The sequence below is a fragment of the Aureispira anguillae genome (assembly GCF_026000115.1).
Lineage (GTDB): Bacteria > Bacteroidota > Bacteroidia > Chitinophagales > Saprospiraceae > Aureispira > Aureispira anguillae.
The window spans coordinates 926,144-946,543 of record NZ_AP026867.1 but is presented as its reverse complement, the minus strand read 5'-3'; the positions used below and the strand labels follow the sequence as shown (position 1 = coordinate 946,543).

Sequence of the window (20,400 nt, the reverse complement as noted above, 5' to 3'; positions counted from 1 at the left end):
TAGACCAAATTTAAACCTAACTTTACATGAAGGTAAGATCATGTTTTCATTGATTTCTATTGTTTGGGTTTCTTATTTTCTGTAAATTCGCTATTCATATATATATAAATAGGATTAAACAATAGCTAACAAAATTTAATTTTAGTTTTTTATTCGAAGGTACATTATTATCCTTAACTACTAAGACGACAAAAGCCCTTTGCAAGAAGTTGCAAAGGGCTTTTATTTTTTTAACATTATGACAATACTATTGACGAATCAAGACCGAAATTTCAGCTTTTCGCTCTTGCGAAGCCGCCACGCTATAAATGGAATTAGCAGGGTCTTTATGGTCATCGCTAACCCCTCTTGGAACGGCTGACTCACCCAAGATAGCCTCCTTAATTATCAAGCTTTTATTATCAACATATTGCTTAAATGCTTCTCCTTTATAACGCATCATAAAGCTTCTTAAACTGGCAACTCTTCTACTCGCCAAAGCAACATTGTAACTCTTTTCTGCCTTGGGGCTGGTATAGCCTCTGATATATAATTTTAATTTTGCTCCTTTCTCTAAAACAACCAATAATTTATCAAAAAACTCCTGTGTTCTATTGTATTCGCCTCTAACTTTGTCATCAAAAAATTGCTGCACAATTCCCTGCTCTACAGCAGCTCTTTCAGGGTTAAATTGGTTGGAATATTCTGCTTTATAGTCTTCAATTAAACTTGTATAATAAGCATAACTTTTTTCGTAAGGAGTATTGGTAAATTTAACGGATACATTAGAATCGGGTTCATCATTATGAAAATATAAGCTCAAAGGCAACAAATCATCCAACTCTTTCACCACATCTGTTGTTGGCACCTCCACAATAGTTGTGGGAGTATCTACAGGTACAGTGACCACATCAGGAGGGGTGTCTACAGGTACTTCTACAATATCGGGCGTATCTACAGGTGGTACAACAACAACATCAGGCGTATCTATTTGCACAACATCAGGCGTATCAGGTGGTAGTGTTTTTAAGTAGGCATAATGATAAATATCATTGCAACAAGCCTCTTTAGTCAAAGAACGGGAACCATCTCTATTACTAGCAATATAACCTGTTGTGTCATTTTCATTGATGACAAAATACAAGTCGTTCGCTGCTGAATTAAAAGGAATGCCCAGATTAACAGGTGCACCCCATTCGCCATGAGGTTTTGCTTCGCTGTAGAAAATATCATAGCCTCCCAAGCCCAAATGCCACCTTGAAGCAAAATACAAGCGGTCATTCTTATTATCGTAAAATGGGGTTACCTCAGCATCTTTAGAATTGATTACATTTCCTAAATTATAAGGCTCCGACGCTGCCAAGTCCTCTTTTAGTTCTACCCTCCAAATGTCCATTCCTCCCTGTCCACCAGCTCGATTGGATGAAAAATAGAGCCATTCTGAATTAGAGGTATTGTCCCAAGCTAAGTTAGGGTGTGTAGTCGTAGCAGTGTTAGAATTGATCGGATTGGGCAATCGCTCTGGAGCCGACCATTTTCCATTGTCTAGTTTTTCACTTCTATAAATTTCACAACGTAAACTATCCGTGCGTTTGCCCGAGCAACGGGTAAAATAGACGTATTTGCCATCGTGACTCAAAGCGGAATTGGCAGAATGCTCATAAGGTAAATTTAAATTTTCTACCTCCTTTCCTTTTTCCTTTTCATGATCAGGAGTAGACAGCAACTTAGCAACCAATCTTTTGTGCAGGTCTTTTTCTTTTTTTTCCCCCTTTTCTCGTTTACGATCAAACCTTAAGGAAGAATAATACAATTCACCCTCTATTTCATGAGCTCCAAAATCGGAATACTTGGTATTCACCTGCTCGCTAAGATGGGTTATTTCCAATTCATTTTCGGGAATTGGGCGTTTGACCAATTGCTTGGCAAAATCGCAAGATTTCATTTCTTGCGCTGCTTTTGCTTTATAAAAGTTATCTTTTTTATAACGATCCAAAAAATACTTAAATGCCCGTTTAGCTTCTGAATATTTTGCATTGTGTTTCAAGGTTAGACCGTAATAATACTCCAACATAGGATAACGCCCTTTGTCCTTGCTATCAATTACTTTTTTGTACGCCTCCTCTGCTGCTTGATAGGCATAAGACAAACGACAAGATTCTGCATATTTGTAATAAATGCCTGACGTTTTTTTAGATTTTAATACAATATCATAATAGTGCATGGCATTATAATACTCTTGCTTAGCAAATGCATCATCTGCTGCTTTTTCATAAGCTTTTAAATTTTGTCCTTGTACAGCAACAAATGGCAAAAGAAAAAATACAGTTAGTGCACAACACAGAGCTGTTGTTAAATTTGAGCGATTTTTCATGTAGTTGTTCTCTTAACTTTCTAAGTACACAGTCCTTTAATTAATGTACTAAATTCAATATTTTTTTTATAAAAAATTCTCCCTCACTCGCCTATCTTATCGAATGAGTTATGATTAACCAATCTAAAAAATTGGGCAAGTTTTGACTGTTCCCAAACTAGGTACCTTGCTCCAAATATAAACCACTGATAATTCATAACCACCATTATTTCTAGTAGCTGCCTCAAAACCTGACACGTTAATATCGTAGCTTAATCCAACATGCCAATTTTGATAAGCAAAACCTATGCGAGCAATAATAGCATCATCCCAACGATGCATAATGCCTATCTCGCCAGACGTTTCACGCCCTGGATTGACATTAAAATGATAACGCAACATAGCGCCATAAACAATTTCTTGGTAATCTAATTGTCGCTGAAAGATAACACTTGGCATAATATCAATTCGCTGTGACACCTGAATAGAAGCATTGGCCATTGCATTCCAACGAATTGGCAAACGCACGCCATCTAGTCCCAAAAAGGACATATTGGGCTGCGTTAGATGAAAAACACCACCGCCTAAATTAATCCACATTCTTTGGCTAGATTGATACCTAAAATTGAGCCCTGCATTGATGTCAAAATAGCTGATATTGGTCTTTCCTGCAAATTTTGTCTGATCGTAAGAAAGTAAGTTAGGATCATATACATCTCCATTAAATTGATCGTTAAAGGTCAATTTTTGTAAGTTATAACGTCGGTTATTGTACCCCAATTGAACCCCAGCCCCTATAAAAAAGTTTTTGGTAATGCGCTTGGTATAAGCCATTGATGCCATAATGTTGAGCAAGCTCAATTGACCATCTCCAGCTTGATCATGATTAAAGGTCAAACCAACGCCCCACACATCATTTTCTAACTGATAAGGCAATAAGTGTGCGTCAAAAGTTAACGAAACCGTACGATAGCCAACAGGCACATCAAACCACTGGCTTCTATAGTTGCCCACTAATCGATAATCTCCATTAAACAGTCCAGTATGTGCTGCATTGAGATTAAGTGGCGCATACTCAAATTGAGACCAATGAATATCCTGCCCATACAGCGATTGACTGACTAAGAATGCCAAACAAAATAAATAAATGTTCTTCATCATATTATACTGTTTTAAATACTTTATGCTTTCTTGCTGGTGTAAATAAAAGTATACCCAACATTGAGTTGTTTCACGATTAAAATTTCTAAGCACTATTGAACGGTATAGATTGCTCAACAACAATCTATGGTTGATCCACTGGCTTTGTTGCATCAATTGTCAAAATAATTGATCCACTTTTTCGGATCATGCTTTTGTCCAAGCATTGCGCCTCCATAGAATAGATGTAAATGCCAGCAGCTAAATTTTCGCCCAATTGCATACCATCCCAACCCGTGTCTAACAACTTAATTTTTTCCTCCGAAGCACCTACTAAAGCAGAACTTGACTCAAAAACCTTGGTACCGTTTGTGGTATAAATCAATAATTTTAATTCCTTGATACCTCTTGTTTCCAAGGTTAATGTTCTGGGTTGGTTCTTTTTATTATAAGGTTCTAAATTAGGTGGTACTTTAATATTGTTTTTATTACATTGTCCCTGTACCCCAACAGCCATACTCATCAGTAATGCTGTCAAACATAAATTCATTAAATAGTTCATAGTAAAAGCTTCTTAAAGCTCGTTTTTATCTTAGTAAAGTTATATTTCCTTTCTTTGTAAATTCATTTCCATCCAAACATCTACACTCCATATAATAGCCATAGACATCCGTTGGGCAATCTTTTCCTTTAAAGGTGCCATCCCAACCCATTGATTTAGCATTGGATTGAAAGACCTGTTCTCCCCAGCGATTATAAATAATCAACTTAAGATCTGTAATATTAACACCTTCTACATAAAATACATCATTATGACCGTCATCATCTGGTGTAAATGCATTGGGTACAAAAATATTAGGTTCGCCACACAATCCGTCTGTTACATAAATTGTAATAGAATCCATCGTTGTACACCCCCAAGCATCTGTAATTGTTAGATAATACGTTGTTGTTGCCTCTGGTGTTGCTATAGGATTATAAATTATTGTTGAACTCAATGTTGGATCGCTTGCCCAACTATAACTATACCCTGCTTGCTGAGTAGCTATTAATTGAACATCGGTTCCAATATACATAGTATCTGTACTTGCGCTAATAGAGAGTGGTGGATTGTTTAAAGATACTGCTACTATTGTTTGAGCTGTTGTTGTACAGCCATATTGATTCGTTGCGGTAGCACTATAAGTAGTTGTTGTATAAGGTCCAACAACAATACTATCTGTTCCTTGCCCTGATAAGATATTTCCATTCGGCAACCAATTGTATGTCAAACTATCTCCTATGGTTAAATTAGTTGCGACCAGTGAGGCGGTTCCTGTTGTACAAATAATAGCTGCTGAATCTAACAAAATAGCAACAGGTCGATAAGCAATGTTGATTGAATCTACTTTTTTACAACCTAAAGAATCTTCTACTTGTACATAATAAACGTTCTGATTGTTCACAACGTTGGTTGATAAACTGGCATTCTGCCCTAGAAGGTTGTTAAAATTAGAAGTATTAGACCATTTATATTGAACCATTGCTTGCGAACTACTTGCTGTAAGCATTATAGTTGAATCACAAATTAAGGTATCGCTTGGCACTGTCAGGTTTAGAGGGGGAGCAATATTTACAATCGTTTGAGCTGAATCTATACATCCGTACGAATTGGTTCCGATCACGGTTAAGTTAGTTCCTGTGTTAGGAAATGTCGTTATAGAGTCTGTTCCCTGCCCTGTTAAAATAGCGGTAGCAGGTGTCCATGTATAAGAAAGAGCATCTAAAGCATTTTGGTTGTGCACCACCAATGAAATGGGCTGTGTATCACAACTTATATAAAAGGAATCTAACGTAATGGCTACCCAATACCCATTGACGGTTACTGAATCTACAGCAATACAGCCCAAACTATCTTGTACCCGAACATAGTAAGAAGCCTGTCTCGAATTTAAGGTTCCTAAGAACAAAGAATCTGTATCAATAATCACTTGAAAATCACTTGTTTTTGCCCATTCATAATTATTAAGTTGCGGGCTATTGGCGACAAGGTGAACCGCAGCATCACAAAGAATGGTATCTCCCTGCACCTCAAGTGTCGGTTCAGGATTAACCAATACTTGTATAGAATCCTCTAACCAACAAGTATCTACTATACCTCCCAAATTGGAATAGGCATATACTCTTACTTTATAAGTTGTACTAACACTCGGTAATAAAATAGGATTGGCAACCGTAGAATCCAATAGTCCAAGACTTGGCGACCAAACATAGGTCAAATTAGGCTTGGTCTGAATGGCTAAAGTAAGCGAATCACTGGTGCATGCTGTTAAATTTTGATTGGGGATTTCTAACTCAGGAATCTGAACAGACAATTGCTTGCTAATTTGCCCTGTACAATTGCCCGTTATTTGAACCTGTAAGTTTATGGTATAATTAGAATCGGCGTAATAAGTAGCGATAGGGTTCTGAAGCGTTGAAACTTGTCCGTTGCCCAAGTTCCAATTCCAATTGGTAATCATGCTATCATTAGAAATATCTTGAAATTGAACCATTAAAGAGTCGCCACAGTTAACGGGAACCATCCTAAAATCAACTGGAATATTATTGCCTCGGTAATGAACAAAAACAGAATCCAAACCTTCACAACCAAAATGATCGGTTCCTCTTACATAAAACCAACGGGCATCATTAATATTGGTCACTAAAGGATTTCCAGCCCCAATTATTAAATTAAAATCTCGATCCAAAGACCATTCTATGCTACTAGCTGTTGGGGCATTTACCATCAACTCGATCTGATTTCGACACAGTACGGTATCTTCCATTGCTTCAAAGACAAAAGCATCTACTCCAACCACAACATCGTGTACCATAACACAAGTATCGATCCCATTGGGAGCAGTAACCGTAACCGTATAAGTTGTTGTTGAATTAGGGCTTGCCATTGGGCTTGCAATTAGCGGATTGTTTAAGCCTGTTATGGGAGACCATTGATAACTCAAATTGGTATTTCCGCCAATATTCAATTGGATAGAATCGCCACCACATAGCCCTATACTATCATTGGAATTAATAATGGGCAAATTATAATCTAAAGTATCCACAAAGGTTCCCGTACATCCATTAACACTGGTTGCAGTAAGGCTAACATGATAAGTCCCACTCGTTGTATATTGGCTAAGCCCATGTGTTGTTGCGGTCGTCTTTCCATTCCCAAAATTCCAGCTATATCCCTGTAATTGTAGCCCTGATGGGAATAGGGTGTTGTTGGTAAAAGCGACTTCTAAAGTATCCTCACAAGTATTGAGTTGACTCGCAAAATTAACAGGAATAGGGACATTCCTCCTTAGTACCCTTGCGGTATCTTCTGCTATACAACCATACTGATCTGTTGCTCGTACATACATTGATAAATCATAAGGAGCAGCAGGTAAGCCAATAAAAAAACTAGTAACATTGGACAATGTTATAGGATTAAATAAAGGGCTAAAAGACCAATCTATTTGTGTGGCGTTGGTAATATTAGCTTGTATATTAAATACACCTGCACATGTTATCGTGTCTTTAGGTACTTCTATTAATATTGGTGGTGCTTGGATAACCGTTATATCTTGTATGGCAACACAAGTGTCTATACTACTATACCCTGTTACCGTTACCGTATAAACAAAAGGAGTACTTGGAGGCGTTGCAATAGGCGTTGGTCCCGTATTCGTTGACAAAAAAGCAGCAGGTGACCATTGATAATTCAAGTTAGGATTTCCTCCTGCATTTAAAACAACGGTAGCATCTCCATTGCATAGAACTACTGTAGAATCATTGGTCAAAGAAGCTATATTAAGCACTAAGGTATCGCTAACAACTGCGGTACAGCCATTGGCTAAGGTTACTTGAAGGCTAACAATAGTAGCCTGACTCTGCGTAAAAATTAAAAGCGGATGTTGTTGGGTAGAGGTTTGTCCATCGGAACAAGTCCACAACCAACTAGCAATAGGGCTTACTGCTGTATCCAAGGTCAAATCTGTAAATTGTATTGCCATTGTATCTGAGCAGCCCAACGATTGGTAACTAAAGTTGGGGCTAATCGGTACGGGATTCTGTTGCACCAAAGCAAAAGCTGTTGCAGTACAGCCATAAGCATCTGTTGCTCGTACATAATAACCTGCATAAGGAAAGGTCGCTGGTGTTGCTATATAAGGATTCCCCGTTCCCAAAATAGTATGAAAGCTAGGATCACCCGCCCATTCATAAGACAAAGCAGTGGGACTTGTTGCCGTTAAGCTTGCAGTATTCCCACAGTAAACAGTCAAAGAAGGCACCGTCACATTCACTAGTGGAGGAAAATTAACATGTACTTGCTCAATATTGATGCAGGTATCTAGACCATTGATAGCCGTTATAGTCACGGTGTAGGTAGTTGGTGTAGCGGGTGTTGCGATTGGACTAACCGCAGTGCTATCATTTAAGGTTGCTCCTGGAGACCATTGATATTGAAGGGCTGCATTTCCATTAAGGTTCAACTGAACAGCCGTATTTCCTTGGCAAATCCCAACCGTGTCACTGCTGTTTAACTGAGGTATTAAAATATTAATATAATCCTCTGCTCGCCCAATACAACCATCAACCGTCACAATTTCCATGGCAACCAAATAGCCCCCCGATTGCGCATAAGTATGTACTGGATTTTGTTGGTTGCTACTTGTAAGGTCTCCAAAGTCCCAAAACCAAGTACTAATAGCTCCTCCAGATGTGTCGGTCGTTAAATCTGTAAATTGTACGGTAAAACTAGTATCACAATTTAGAATATCGTATGTCCAATTGGCAACAACAGGTGTATTTCGTTTGTAAACATCTACTGTATCAATAATTGAGCAACCTGCTAGGTCTGTTGCTCGAACAAAGAGCCGAACGACTCCTGTCACAGGAATGCGAATACTATCACCTGTGGTATAGATCGTATTAAAAGTAGGGTCTGTTGTCCACTCTATCAATTGTGCGGTATTACTAAAAGCAACAATACTAATAGAATCTTGACATGTAAAGGTATCTCTAAAAACGTCTAAAGTAATTGAAGGAGGAAAGATGACGGTGATGCTCCTTTCTAGCAAACAGGTATCGACTCCATTAGGAACCGTTACTGTAACCTGATAAGTCGTTGGAACAGTAGGGGACGCAATGGGACTAGCAGCAGTAGCACTACTCAATCCTGTTGCGGGCGACCAAAGATAGGTATGATTGGGATTCCCCCCTGGATTTAAAACTACTGTACTATCCCCCGTACAAATACCTACGGTATCTGCACTAAAGATCATCGGTAAATCTAGGCTTAGGGTATCTGTATAATTAGCCGTACATCCATTCGCAGCCAGAACATCCAATGTAATAATATACGTTCCTGATTGGTCATAAATGGTGGTTGGATAAGGTACCGTATCGGTTAATCCATTTCCAAAATCCCAATTCCAACGCACAATATGGCTAATGGAATCAATCGTCAAATCTGTTACATCCAAGAAAAAAGAATCGGTACAATTTGCTGTTGTAACGTCAAAATTTGCCGTAATAGATTCATATTGTAAATTAATTTCTTGTACAGAAGTATCTGCGCACAATGTCCCTGGATCTGCAATCAGTGTAACGGTATATCTTCCCGTATCGGGATAAATATAAGAAGGGTTAGGATAAGATGAACTGGTATTGGTGGTTGTATCTCCAAAAAACCAAGTAAACCCTGTCCCTAAACTGGTACTGCTATTCTGAAAATTAACCAGTAACGAATTGTCACATTGAATAGAAGGAGCAAAAAAAGCAGAAGATACCAAACGACCACAAACACCAACAACGTATTGGAAATCTCGGCGAGTGGTTGAAATCAAAACACCATTTCTATATTCTTTGGCACAGACTCCTACTACAAAAACACCAATAATATCTGGCGTTCCTGTCAACTCCCCTGTCAGCGAATCAATTCTTAAAGAGTCTGGTCCCCCTAACATATTATCTACACTATAAGGCGGTTGCCAAGTTACAGGATTGTAAGGTGGATTATTCGGGGGCTGTGGTCTAGATTGGCTGGGACTGGCGCCTGTAAATGGAGTACACAATTCATATACAATAGAATCTCCATCAGGATCCAAAGCCGAATGGTCGTATACAATGGGTACTCCTGCACAAATATAGACTGGAGGCCACTCAACAAAACGAGCACTGCTGTTACAAGTCAACAAGGCTTCTTCAGAAATGTAAGACGAATAAGTTGCTCCTGTTGAAGTTGGAGCTACAATATTAACAATATCTTGGTTTCGACAGCAACGTTGATAAACAATCTGATACCCTCCTGCCTGAAAAGGCAATGTTACAGTATCAATATAGGTCGTGGTATGAATACAAACATTGGGCGGTGCAACCAGACAGGGATCGCTAAGGTTTAAATCTAAGGTATCGTTATTTCTTAAGGTCAACCTTAAATCATAAATTAAGGAATCATTGAGATCAAATACACCAACAGAAGCTGGATCGTCGAACCAAGGAACTCCTGTATCACAATCACGAAATACCGTTACCATGATCTCATATTGATCATTCCCCAAACATCGATAATTTATTTCCCCTCCTACCATATGAGTCGCTGACACATTCAGTGGTATACCACTCAAAATAAGCAGATAGACACAAATGATATGGAGGTAATTTTTTTTCATCAATGACTAGGTAAAATTGGGTTGTCTTGTTATTGAAATTGCTTAAGAATAACTTCATTAACTAATTGAGGCAATAACGTTTGAAGATAACATTTTTTCATAAAGATTTATACATTACTAAGTAGTAATTATCTTACATTCCTATTCAAGTTGTTCAAAATATAACTTAATTCAGTATAATTATGATTTCATCCTAAAAAACAGCAAAACGCCAAGGTGTAATTGTTCACTATATCTTTTCCCTCTCTGTAATGCTCCAAAAGTTAGCCCCTACTATCTCAATAAGGTAATACTGCCTTTTAACTGCAACTCTCCTCCCTGTTTACAGGTACATCTCATGTAATAACCATAGGCATCGGGAGCCAATTCTTTTCCTTTAAATGTTCCATCCCAACCTCTATTTTGATCGTTGGTTTCAAACACCTTCTGCCCCCAACGGTTAAAAATAACCATGGTCATGCTTTCTATATTATTCCCATTCACCATCAAGACATCATTATGACCATCTCCATCAGGCGAAAAAGCAGAAGGAATAAAAACAAGTGGGCCATCGCAAATAGGCTGTCGTATAATAACTGTTACAGAATCATTATTTTGGCAACCATATTCATTTTCTACCGTCAAATAATAAGTCGTAGTGACTCTTGGTCTAGCAACTGGATCATAAACATCATAGGCACTCAAGGTCGTATCGGGCGTCCAAAAGTAATTATAGTTTAAGTCATCGGTGGCACTTAGATCAGCCGTTTGTCCTACAAAAATACTATCTGGCGATACCGTTACTGCTAAAGTTGGGGTAGGATATTGGATGGTTCCTGTTGCTTGCGTGGTATCTTTACAACCAAAAGCATTGGTTCCGATTATTGTAAATGTTGTATTAGAAGGGATCGTAACCCTCGTACTGTCCGTTCCTTGCCCCGAAAGGATCAAATGAGAAGGTTCCCAATCATAAGTTGTAAAATTACTATAACCTTCGTAAAGATTGGTAGCAACCAGCAAAGCAGTATCCCTAGCGCAAAAAACCTGTGCATTGGTCGCCGTTATCTCCAACCCTTTTAATTCTACATGAATATGTTGCTCTACGGTATCGGGGCACAATAACCCTGCATCGGCAATCAAACGAATGGTATAGACTCCTGTATCTGGAAAGGTGTACGTTGGATTCTCTTGTGTTGAAGTTCCTAGATTATCAAACCTCCAAGCATAGGCTGTTGTTCCTGTATTAACAAAAGATGTATTTTGAAAAGGCACTTCCAAATTTAAACTACAATCTAAATCAATAGAATCAAAAGCAGCTTCTACTATGCGAACATCTACAGTAGTAAACGTAGAGTCTGAACAGCCCCAATTATTCGTTGCCACCACTTCCAACTGAAGGCTATTCATAGGAACCAATAAAATACTATCCGTCCCTTGCCCTGATACAATAGAAGCTGTAGGCTCCCATAAATATTGGGTTGTATTAGAATAAGCATCCAATTGATCTATGGCTCTAAATCCAACGGTATCGCCTTGGCAAACTGTTATAGGAAGAAGGTTTTGTAAAACCAAGCCGTCCAACTTTAAATCAATCGTCTGCACCAAGGTATCTGGACAAATATTGCCCAATCCTGCCACCAAGCTTATTGTATATATTCCTGTATCTGGAAAGGTAAAACTTGGGTCAATTCCAGTAGAAGTTCCCAAACCATCAAAGTCCCATTCATATAGATTGTTTTGAGGATTTGTTGTTGATCTATTTCTAAAATCAACCGTTAGTGATGTATTACAAAGGACGGTATCCAGTTCAAAGTTAGCATGAACAATCAACACATTTAAATCTGCTGTAGTCGTATCCGAACAGCCATGATTATTGGTTGCAACAACCGCAAGATTGGAATTAGAAGTAGCCATTACCAACACACTATCCGTTCCCTGCCCATCTAGTATTGTTGCTGTACTATTCCATGTATATTGTATTGAACTCGAATAGGCTGCTAACAAATCCGTGACCCTAAACCAAGTAGAATCCCCTTCACAAATGGTCTGACTGGGCATTATTTGCAAATCAATTCCCTCCAAAGGCAGATAAACATCCATAGACATCGTATCCGTACATTGTCCTGTTTGACCTGCTATTAAGGTTACGGTATAAGCTCCTGTATCTGGAAAAGTATAGGTAGGATTTACCCCTACAGAAGTTCCTAACCCTCCAAAATCCCAGTGATAGTTAACCCCTGCTAGGTTCGTGGTACTTGTATTAACAAAAGGTATCACCAAAGAAGTGTTACAAGGCAGTTCCAAAGAATCGAACGAGGCTTCTACAACATCAACCTGTATAGTAGTAGATGTTGTATCTGAGCAACCATAATTATTCGTTGCCAAAACAGAAACTGTTGACGAATTGGGATTGGGATCAACTAAAATACTATCGGTTCCCTGCCCTGTCAAAAGGTTTCCATTACTGACTGTCCAAGTATATTGTGTTGTACTTGAATAAGCATCGTGGCGATCAATTGCTTTGAGGTTCGCTAATCCATCATTACAAATTGTCTGAGGGGCTATAGCTTGTAAATCCACTCCTTGTAATACAACTTGCACCGTAGAACTAATCGTATCCACACAAACATTTCCAACGCCCGCAATTAAAGTGACGGTATAAATTCCTGTATCTGGAAAACTATGCGTTGGGTTCACTCCTGTGGAAGTTCCTAACCCTCCAAAATCCCAGTGGTAATTAATCCCCAATAAATTGGTATTGGTCGCATTCTGAAAATCAACGTCAAAAGTAGTATTGCAAGGGTCCAGCAGAGGGGTAAATCCCGCTTGAATATTCGTCACATCAATTATAGTAGAAATGGTATCTGAACAACCATAATTATTGGTCGCTATTAGCGAAACTGTTGTTGTTTGATTGGGCATCAAAAAAATGCTATCGGTTCCTTGCCCTGCTAAAATTGGGCTTCCTGTACTAGTCCAAACATACTGTGTAGAACTAGAGTAGACATCTAATAAATCAACTGCTTTTAGATGTATAGAATCACTAGTACACCCCGATATAGGCGCTATCGCCTGCAAATCGATGCCTTCCAAAGGCAAATAAAGTGCTAACGTTGCGGTATCTTGACATAAGCCTGCAAGCCCTGGAATGGATGTAGTGCCAGCAATAAGTTGAATCGTATACCACCCCGTATCGGGGAAGGTATAAGTAGGGTTAATAGCCGTTGAAGTTCCTAAGGTATCAAAAACCCAGCGATAATTATTATTGGTCGGATTGGTTATTGAAGTATTTTGAAAAGGAACAATCAACGAAGTATTACAACGAACAGAAACTGTATCAAAAGAAGCTTGTACTGTTGTTACATTTAGCATCGTCTGCAAAGAATCTGCACATCCGTAGCTATTTTCTATATAAACCTTTATGGTCGCATCTTGTTGCCCAATTATTAAGACACTATCGGTGCCTTGCCCTGCTGCAATCATAGCATTCGGAGTCCAGTTATAAATAGTAGCCCCTGAATAATCTTTGAAGCTATTTTCTACCTTCAGCCACAATGAATCACCTCCGCAAAGAGGAAACAATGGGTTTAAAGGCGTTAAATCCAAACCGCTCAATTCTAAATCAACATGTACATAAAATGTATCGGCACAGGTAGTAGCAGTCGGGCCTACTAATAAAACAACATCATATTTCCCAGTATCTGGAAAGGTAAAGGATGGGTGAATAGCGGTAGATGTCCCTAAGCCGTCAAAATCCCACCTATAATCGGTTAAAGCTGGATTGGAAGAAAAAGGGTTTTGAAAATCTACCGTCAAAGAAGTATTACAAATGGGACGAAGTGTATCGTAAGTTACATTTTTGTTAAGTGTCGTAATGGTTGTAATAGCAGAGTTTTGGCAACTGTGACTATTGACCCCACTGACAAAAACCGTCAAATTGTTACTGGCAACAATCGTAACACTATCGCTTCCTTGACCACTTATAATTTGATTGGCAGGTCCCCAAGAGTAAGTTGATGGCCCTGTAATACTAGCATACTGATCCACAACACCAATCTTAACGGTATCGCCTGCACAGACCAATTGAGGCGGAGAAATGGATAAATCAATGGTTCTAATTTGTACATCTATTGTTCCAACAGTCGTATCTGCACAAGGTGTACCTGCCCCTGCAATTAGCGTTATGGTATAAATCCCTTGATTGGGAAAGGTAAAGATAGGGTTGGCAGCGGTAGAGGTTCCAAGGCCGTTAAAATCCCAAAAATATCCCCCAACATTTAGCGTACTGGTATTAAAAAATTGATATTCTAAATCGTCACAATTATGAAAACTTTGATCGAATTGAGCAACGGAAGCAGGTTGACACGCTCCTACTTTATATTGAAAATCTCGTATGGTTGTGGATAATAAAACGCCATTTCTATATTCTTTGGCACAAACTCCTACCAAAAATACACCATTAATATAGGGCGTTCCTGTTAAAATGCCTGTGGAAGCGTCAATTTTTAGTGAATCTGTTGTGCCTAACATTGCAGAAACACTGAATGGAGTATTAAAAATAACAGGACTGTAAGGGGGGGGTGAATTGGAAGTAGCAGCTGCTGGGGAAGCTCCCGAATAAGGATAACAAAGTTCATAAACAATAGAATCTCCATCCAAATCAACAACAGAATGATCAAAGACAAGTGGCTCTCCTTGACACAAGTATATATTGGGCAAATCCCTAAAAACAGGGCTGCTATTGCAAGACAATAGCGCTGTCTCTGTGATTTCAATAAAGTAAGTTGCTCCTGTTTGCCCAGGACCTAAAATATTTACAATGGTATTGTTACGGCAACAACGTTGATAAGAAATAACATAGCCTTGCGCTATAACGGGAAGGGTTACGGTATCTATATAAATAGCTTGCATTATACAAGCAGAAGGAGGAGCAACCAAACAAGAATCTGCTAATGTAGCATTAAGCATAGATTCGTTTTTGAGCGGAACATTTAGCGTCTGCACAGCAACATTGTTTCCATCATAAATCCCAATTATAGCGGGATCATCAAATAGTACGACACTTGTTTCACAATCTCGATAAACCGTCAATGTGATTTCATATTGCGAACCTCCTAAACAACGATAATTCATCTCCCCTCCCACAATATGGGTAGCAGATAGATTCTGAATGAACACAAACATTAAAATCAAGCAACTTAGGGTGTAATAGTAGTTCTTTTTCATAGTATATGTGTAAATATCTATCTACTTAATACTGAACACAGCACTTCGTTTATAAATATTTATAGCTCTATCAGAATAAACAACTACAAAAAAATTATTTCCTCTAAAATTCTATTGGGGATTAATTTTACGAATCAACCCATTGCTTGTCTTTTGCTCTATTTTCTTGTACTATTATTCTGGATTAAATAATTGGAGTTTTATTTATAATACTTCGTGGCTTTTTTAGTTTTTCTATTACACTACGACAACAGGGGGATTAGCTAAAAATGTATTTTTCCTATTGCAACAGGATCTAATACATTTATGTTTTTTATAACGTAAAGAAACCCTAGAAATCAACACAACCTACCATTTTTTTTCAGGGAGCGCAAGAACAATAAATAGGACTTATCAGAATAAAGTGGGTAATTAGCATTCATCAAACCCTGTTTAAGTCAGGCTTTTATTTATTTTTTTATCACTAAAAATCAGGCATTTTCACTAATTCAAAGGTGTAATAAAAACTACATATACCTTCTCAATTCGTCCTTCAACAACTTAATTTCACTATTTATTGCTTCCAGTTCAGACTCCTTGCTGTCCACCTCTAGCCTTAGGCTCTTGATACTTTTGAGCAAACGTTTAAAGCTCTTATCCATCAATTGAGAATCAATTCTAGTTTTTTGGCGCATATTGTCAACAGATCCCTTTACCAAGTCGTCAATTCTAATTTTATATTGGCTGGTATCTCCTAATAAGACCGCATGCTTTTTGTCATAACTATCCTTTATCTCTTGCAAGCTATTTTTTAGTTGCTGTTCTAATTGTTGCAATTCTGCCCAAATAGATTTAGCATCTATTCTTGAGTTTTCAGTTCCCTGATCGTTGGACAAAAAAGCCATTTTCTGATGAATCGTTTTGCCTTTAATGGTAGAATAGACAGGATGCTCCTCTAATTGTTGTTGAGAACTTTTGCGCAATTTTTTGATAACATTCGCCTCCTCAATCATCAATGCCTTAGCCTTTTCATCCTGCACTTGAATGGCTCTTTTTTCTGCTTTTAATTGATTTGATATTTCTTGATTGGACTCAACTATCTTTTGATTATTTTTTTTGAAAAATTCTTTTTCCTTAGTTGTTTTTATTTGAGACCAAACAATCAATTCATTTTTAATTTCTCTTAATCGCTGTTTGGTTTTTGTTCGTTGATTATAAAGCGTGTATTGCAGCTCTTCTAAGCTTTTTCGCTTTTGGGCATCGGTAAAAGAGAAGCTACCAATCCAATTTTTTCGAACGGCCTGTGTTTTATCTTTTGCCATCCCTGTAAACTGCCGAAAAGTAGCAATCAAAAAAGGACTAATTGCGAATAAAAAAAGTAAACCAAAGCCCCCAATTTGAATAATTAAACTTGGTAAGAACGTAATAACCATCCAAATCGAATCCAATGCAAAGACAACATCGCCAAAAGGAGCCCCACCCACAATAGTTGCGACAATAAATAAGGTCATAACCACCATAATAACCATCCCTGCATAACGAGCAACCTTCCAAATAGCAGTAGCAGCTTGTTTATAATAAGTCATTGCTTCTTGCAACAAAGCTTGGGTGGTATAATGAGTGGGCAATGTTGCTTTTTTATTGCTCTTTTCTTTCGGCAATTGCAAATTCTGTTCTCGTAGCGCCTTTTCCAAAGCCAAAACATACCAATTTTTATCATTGATTTCTTCGAGTTTGAGTGCTTTGGAAGGCAACGGTCGATTCGTTAGCAATAAAGGATTATTAAGCAATGCCTGCCCCCATTCTTCTGCTGAAGGGCGCTTTTCAGGGTTTTCATAACCATCTACAAAGGTTTTTAAGAATAACCTACGCAGTTGTCCATCCAGTTTTCCAAAAGCTCGATGCGGAGGAGGAACTACTACAAATTGATTGACCAAATCAGGATGATGAACAAAAAGCCCATGTTTGATTTTATCGCCCAATGCATTGATGTTATTGTAAGGCGCCTTAGCAGTAGCAGCATAGGGATGCACCCCAAATAACATTCGATAATAAATAACCGCTAAACTAAAATTATCCCAAGAGGTATTAATCAAAACCTTGCCTGGCTGAATGCCTGCATAATATTCATTGGGTGTGTATTCAGGAGTCGCTACTGTGGCAGGAAACAACGTTGCTCCATCCTTTATAACCTCTATCGAATCGGTATCAACAATAGCAACCACACCATTGCTTTTAATTAGGATATTATCTGGTTTCAAATCAACCAGTACATATTTTCCTGTGGCATGGATGGTACGCAAGGCTGCTGCTAAGTTGTAACAAACCTTTAGTCTCAACCGCAATGCTTCGTTTCCCCCTAGTTTAAATCGATTCCACTCTTTACCAAGATACTTTGGCAATTTGGGTGAAGTCAAAATTTCTAACTTTTCACCTGTTGCCTTAGGCATTAAAAACCCAACAAACTCATCTTTAGCATTGTGTAAAATATGCTTAACCCAAACAATAGGATGCTCCGTAGGACTCCCCTCAAAACTAGGAGGGTTCTTGAGTAAATAATTGATCTTTGCCTCCTTTTCAGCATCACGTTTAGAAGGATGAAAAATTTTTGCAACAGTATTCTTAAGCTCCGCAGGAGCCAATACCTCAAACAATTCGCCCTCTCCCCCTGAAGCAAAGGGAGTATCATGAATTACAATAGCTTGATTGATTGCTTTTATGTAGAATTGTTTTGGCACGTTCTAAAACTGAGAATTAGCGTATTTTGAATTGGGGTTAATCGGACAAACAGCCTTAAGGTCTGTTATAGTTCTTTGGGAACAGCAACACCAAGAATCATTGTTTTGTCATCCGTTTCGTGTTTAAACTGCTTGCTTCCCTCGGTCAAAAAGCTTCCCCAAATCTGATTGATTTCCTCCTGAGGTTTATTTTCTTTTTTTAGCTGAAGCATACCTCTTAGATTCGGCTCAAAAAACTTGTTGTACGGTCGATTAGGATCGTGATATTTTTCATTTTCTTCATCCCAAACGTTTACCTCAAAAGACCCATTTTCGCAACCATCACTCAACAAAGCAAAAGCACGAATATCTCCTTTGACAATCCCCGATTGAATATAGAGATCAACGCCCTCTGTCGTCCAGATGTTAGAAGTAATAAATACCGTTTCATTTACCTCACTCCCACGAAAAGGCTCTATTAAAGCCTCCCATTTTCCTTCTTCAACAGAATAAGCAGCACGTCCATCACCAATATGCGTTGTCAAAATACCAAAAGGAGCGTATAAAATCGCCAAAACCGTACAGGCTAAATCTGGAATTTTATGTTCTTTGGCGGTTGCAAATTGTTCTAATCGTTGTCGAACAATCTGAAGTGCCTTAAGCGCTTCTGTTCGCCACACTTCCTCCGTTGGCAAGCGATCTGCGGTTTTCCACTCTTCTCGTTTTACAATTTCCTCTAAACAATGTGCCATATTGCGAGCCACAAAATCAGAACCTATATCAGAATGTGCCGCCGAACCTGCTCCATCCGCCACTACTGCCACTCCCCAAGTATCGTTAATTCTTTGGTGAGCGCAACTATCTTGGCAAGGTAGATTCATTAAAATATGACCATTACCAATAACAGAAGCATAAGCTACTATCCAATTAGAGTTATTTTTATCACTAGACATTTTATCAGTTTAATATTCAACAGTTATATACAGAACAAAACAGGTAAAGGCTACTTATAAAGTACGGTTTAAGCTAAAACCTATATTCCAATCTTAGATCCTAGACCGCTTTGCTTTTAGATGTTAGCCCCTATAACTGCTTAGTAGGGTCTAACATCTAAAAATATGAATGTAATGATCGAGCAGGCTTGATCTAATACATCAACGGCATAGGTAAATCTAAAATCTTAAAATAGCTCAACTAAACCCTTACTTTATTTAATTCCAATTGTTTTGTCCTGTACACAGATTCAACAGTTTAATGCAGGATTTTCTACACTAATTTTCGAACTAATTAAGTCCTCGTAGTTTTGTATCCTTCTACATTTTCCTGCATAGCTTAAAAACCAAAAGGATAATGAGGCAACATTGCTCCACTATCCAATTATTATCCTTGCTTAAGTTTACCTTAAAATTTCATTTGTGCCCAATCGCTAACAGGAGGAAGTTCTATACTATCCCCTTCTTTAGATTTGGTAATGATTCCAATACTATTGCTTAGCCATTTGAAAAATTCTGCAAATTTGTACCCTGACAATGGAATTGCAGGAGCAGAATTAGGGCAAATTTCATTCAAAACATGCTGATTAAATCCTTTGACACCCAAGCCCCAAAATGTAAATTTCTTAGCATCTACAGCAGATTGAATCTCTGAAGAAAGTCCATTTACATCTTGATCTCGATCTGGCTCTCCATCCGTAATTAATACAATAATTGGACGATAATAAGGTTGTCCTGTTTCTTTATACCATTGTTTACGTTGCTCTGTCTTTCGCATCGCTTCTCGCACAGCATCCACCAAACGAGTTGTTCCTGCTACGGTCAACGTAGGCATGTCAAAATTATCAATCAGTGCTGGGTCTTGAATTGTTTTGATACTACTACCAAAGGTCACAATACCAACCTCTAAACGGTTAGCAGCAATTAAATCCTCTTCTATTGCAGCATAAAATTCTTGTAACCCACGATTCAATTCTCTAATAGCAGCGCCACTCATAGATCCAGAAGTATCTAAAACTAGTGTACACAAGCATTTTTGCTCATAATTATCAGGGGTTTCTCCATGGAAGTAACTCATTCTTATTTAATTTTCTTAGCCAACAGTCAAATATATACAAATCAATAATTGAAATACTATTTTTTATAACAGTACTTACACTATTATAAATAGTAATACTACCCAAAAAGTTCCTTCTAAAAGAAACCATAGGTATATAACAAATATACAATATTCATCAAGGAATCAAAATATGCGCTGCTTCTTGTTTAAGAATAGTGGACGGATTTTTATTTTTCTTAACAAAACCTAGTTCAAAAGATTGTATTGCCTGCTTTCCAAAATAAAAATACGA

The 20,400-nt window shown here is 38.1% G+C and carries 8 protein-coding genes; all 8 read right to left on the bottom strand.

Translation table 11 applies throughout. From position 1 onward, the window contains the following. Positions 1–247: 247 nt before the first annotated feature. The 8 genes from AsAng_RS03380 to AsAng_RS03345 all read right to left on the bottom strand — a co-directional run bounded on the left by AsAng_RS03380 (position 248) and on the right by AsAng_RS03345 (position 20,126). Positions 248–2,353 carry a hypothetical protein gene (locus AsAng_RS03380; RefSeq protein ID WP_264791375.1) on the bottom strand — a complete coding sequence of 702 codons (2,106 nt, stop codon included), beginning with the start codon at positions 2,351–2,353 and terminating at the stop codon, positions 248–250. A gap of 123 nt (positions 2,354–2,476) precedes the next feature. After that, a complete protein-coding gene (locus AsAng_RS03375) occupies positions 2,477–3,493 on the bottom strand; it encodes a PorP/SprF family type IX secretion system membrane protein (protein WP_264791374.1) in 1,017 nt (338 codons plus the stop codon). A gap of 124 nt (positions 3,494–3,617) precedes the next feature. Continuing rightward, a complete protein-coding gene (locus AsAng_RS03370; protein WP_264791373.1) occupies positions 3,618–4,034 on the bottom strand; it encodes a gliding motility-associated C-terminal domain-containing protein in 417 nt (138 codons plus the stop codon). A gap of 25 nt (positions 4,035–4,059) precedes the next feature. Continuing rightward, positions 4,060–10,155 carry a PKD domain-containing protein gene (locus tag AsAng_RS03365; protein WP_264791372.1) on the bottom strand — a complete coding sequence of 2,032 codons (6,096 nt, stop codon included), beginning with the start codon at positions 10,153–10,155 and terminating at the stop codon, positions 4,060–4,062. 273 nt (positions 10,156–10,428) lie between these two features. Further along, positions 10,429–15,360, bottom strand: a complete 4,932-nt coding sequence (locus AsAng_RS03360; protein ID WP_264791371.1) for a PKD domain-containing protein — start codon at positions 15,358–15,360, stop codon at positions 10,429–10,431. A gap of 506 nt (positions 15,361–15,866) precedes the next feature. Further along, the gene (locus tag AsAng_RS03355) at positions 15,867–18,077 is read right to left on the bottom strand and encodes a protein kinase domain-containing protein (protein ID WP_264791370.1); all 2,211 of its coding nucleotides are present in this window, start codon (positions 18,075–18,077) and stop codon (positions 15,867–15,869) included. Between the two features lie 65 nt (positions 18,078–18,142). Next, on the bottom strand, positions 18,143–19,009 hold the full coding sequence (locus AsAng_RS03350; protein WP_264791369.1) for a PP2C family serine/threonine-protein phosphatase: 867 nt from the start codon (positions 19,007–19,009) through the stop codon (positions 18,143–18,145). A 448-nt stretch (positions 19,010–19,457) separates the two neighbouring features. Further along, positions 19,458–20,126, bottom strand: a complete 669-nt coding sequence (locus AsAng_RS03345) for a vWA domain-containing protein (protein ID WP_264791368.1) — start codon at positions 20,124–20,126, stop codon at positions 19,458–19,460. Between the last annotated feature and the right edge of the window lie 274 nt (positions 20,127–20,400).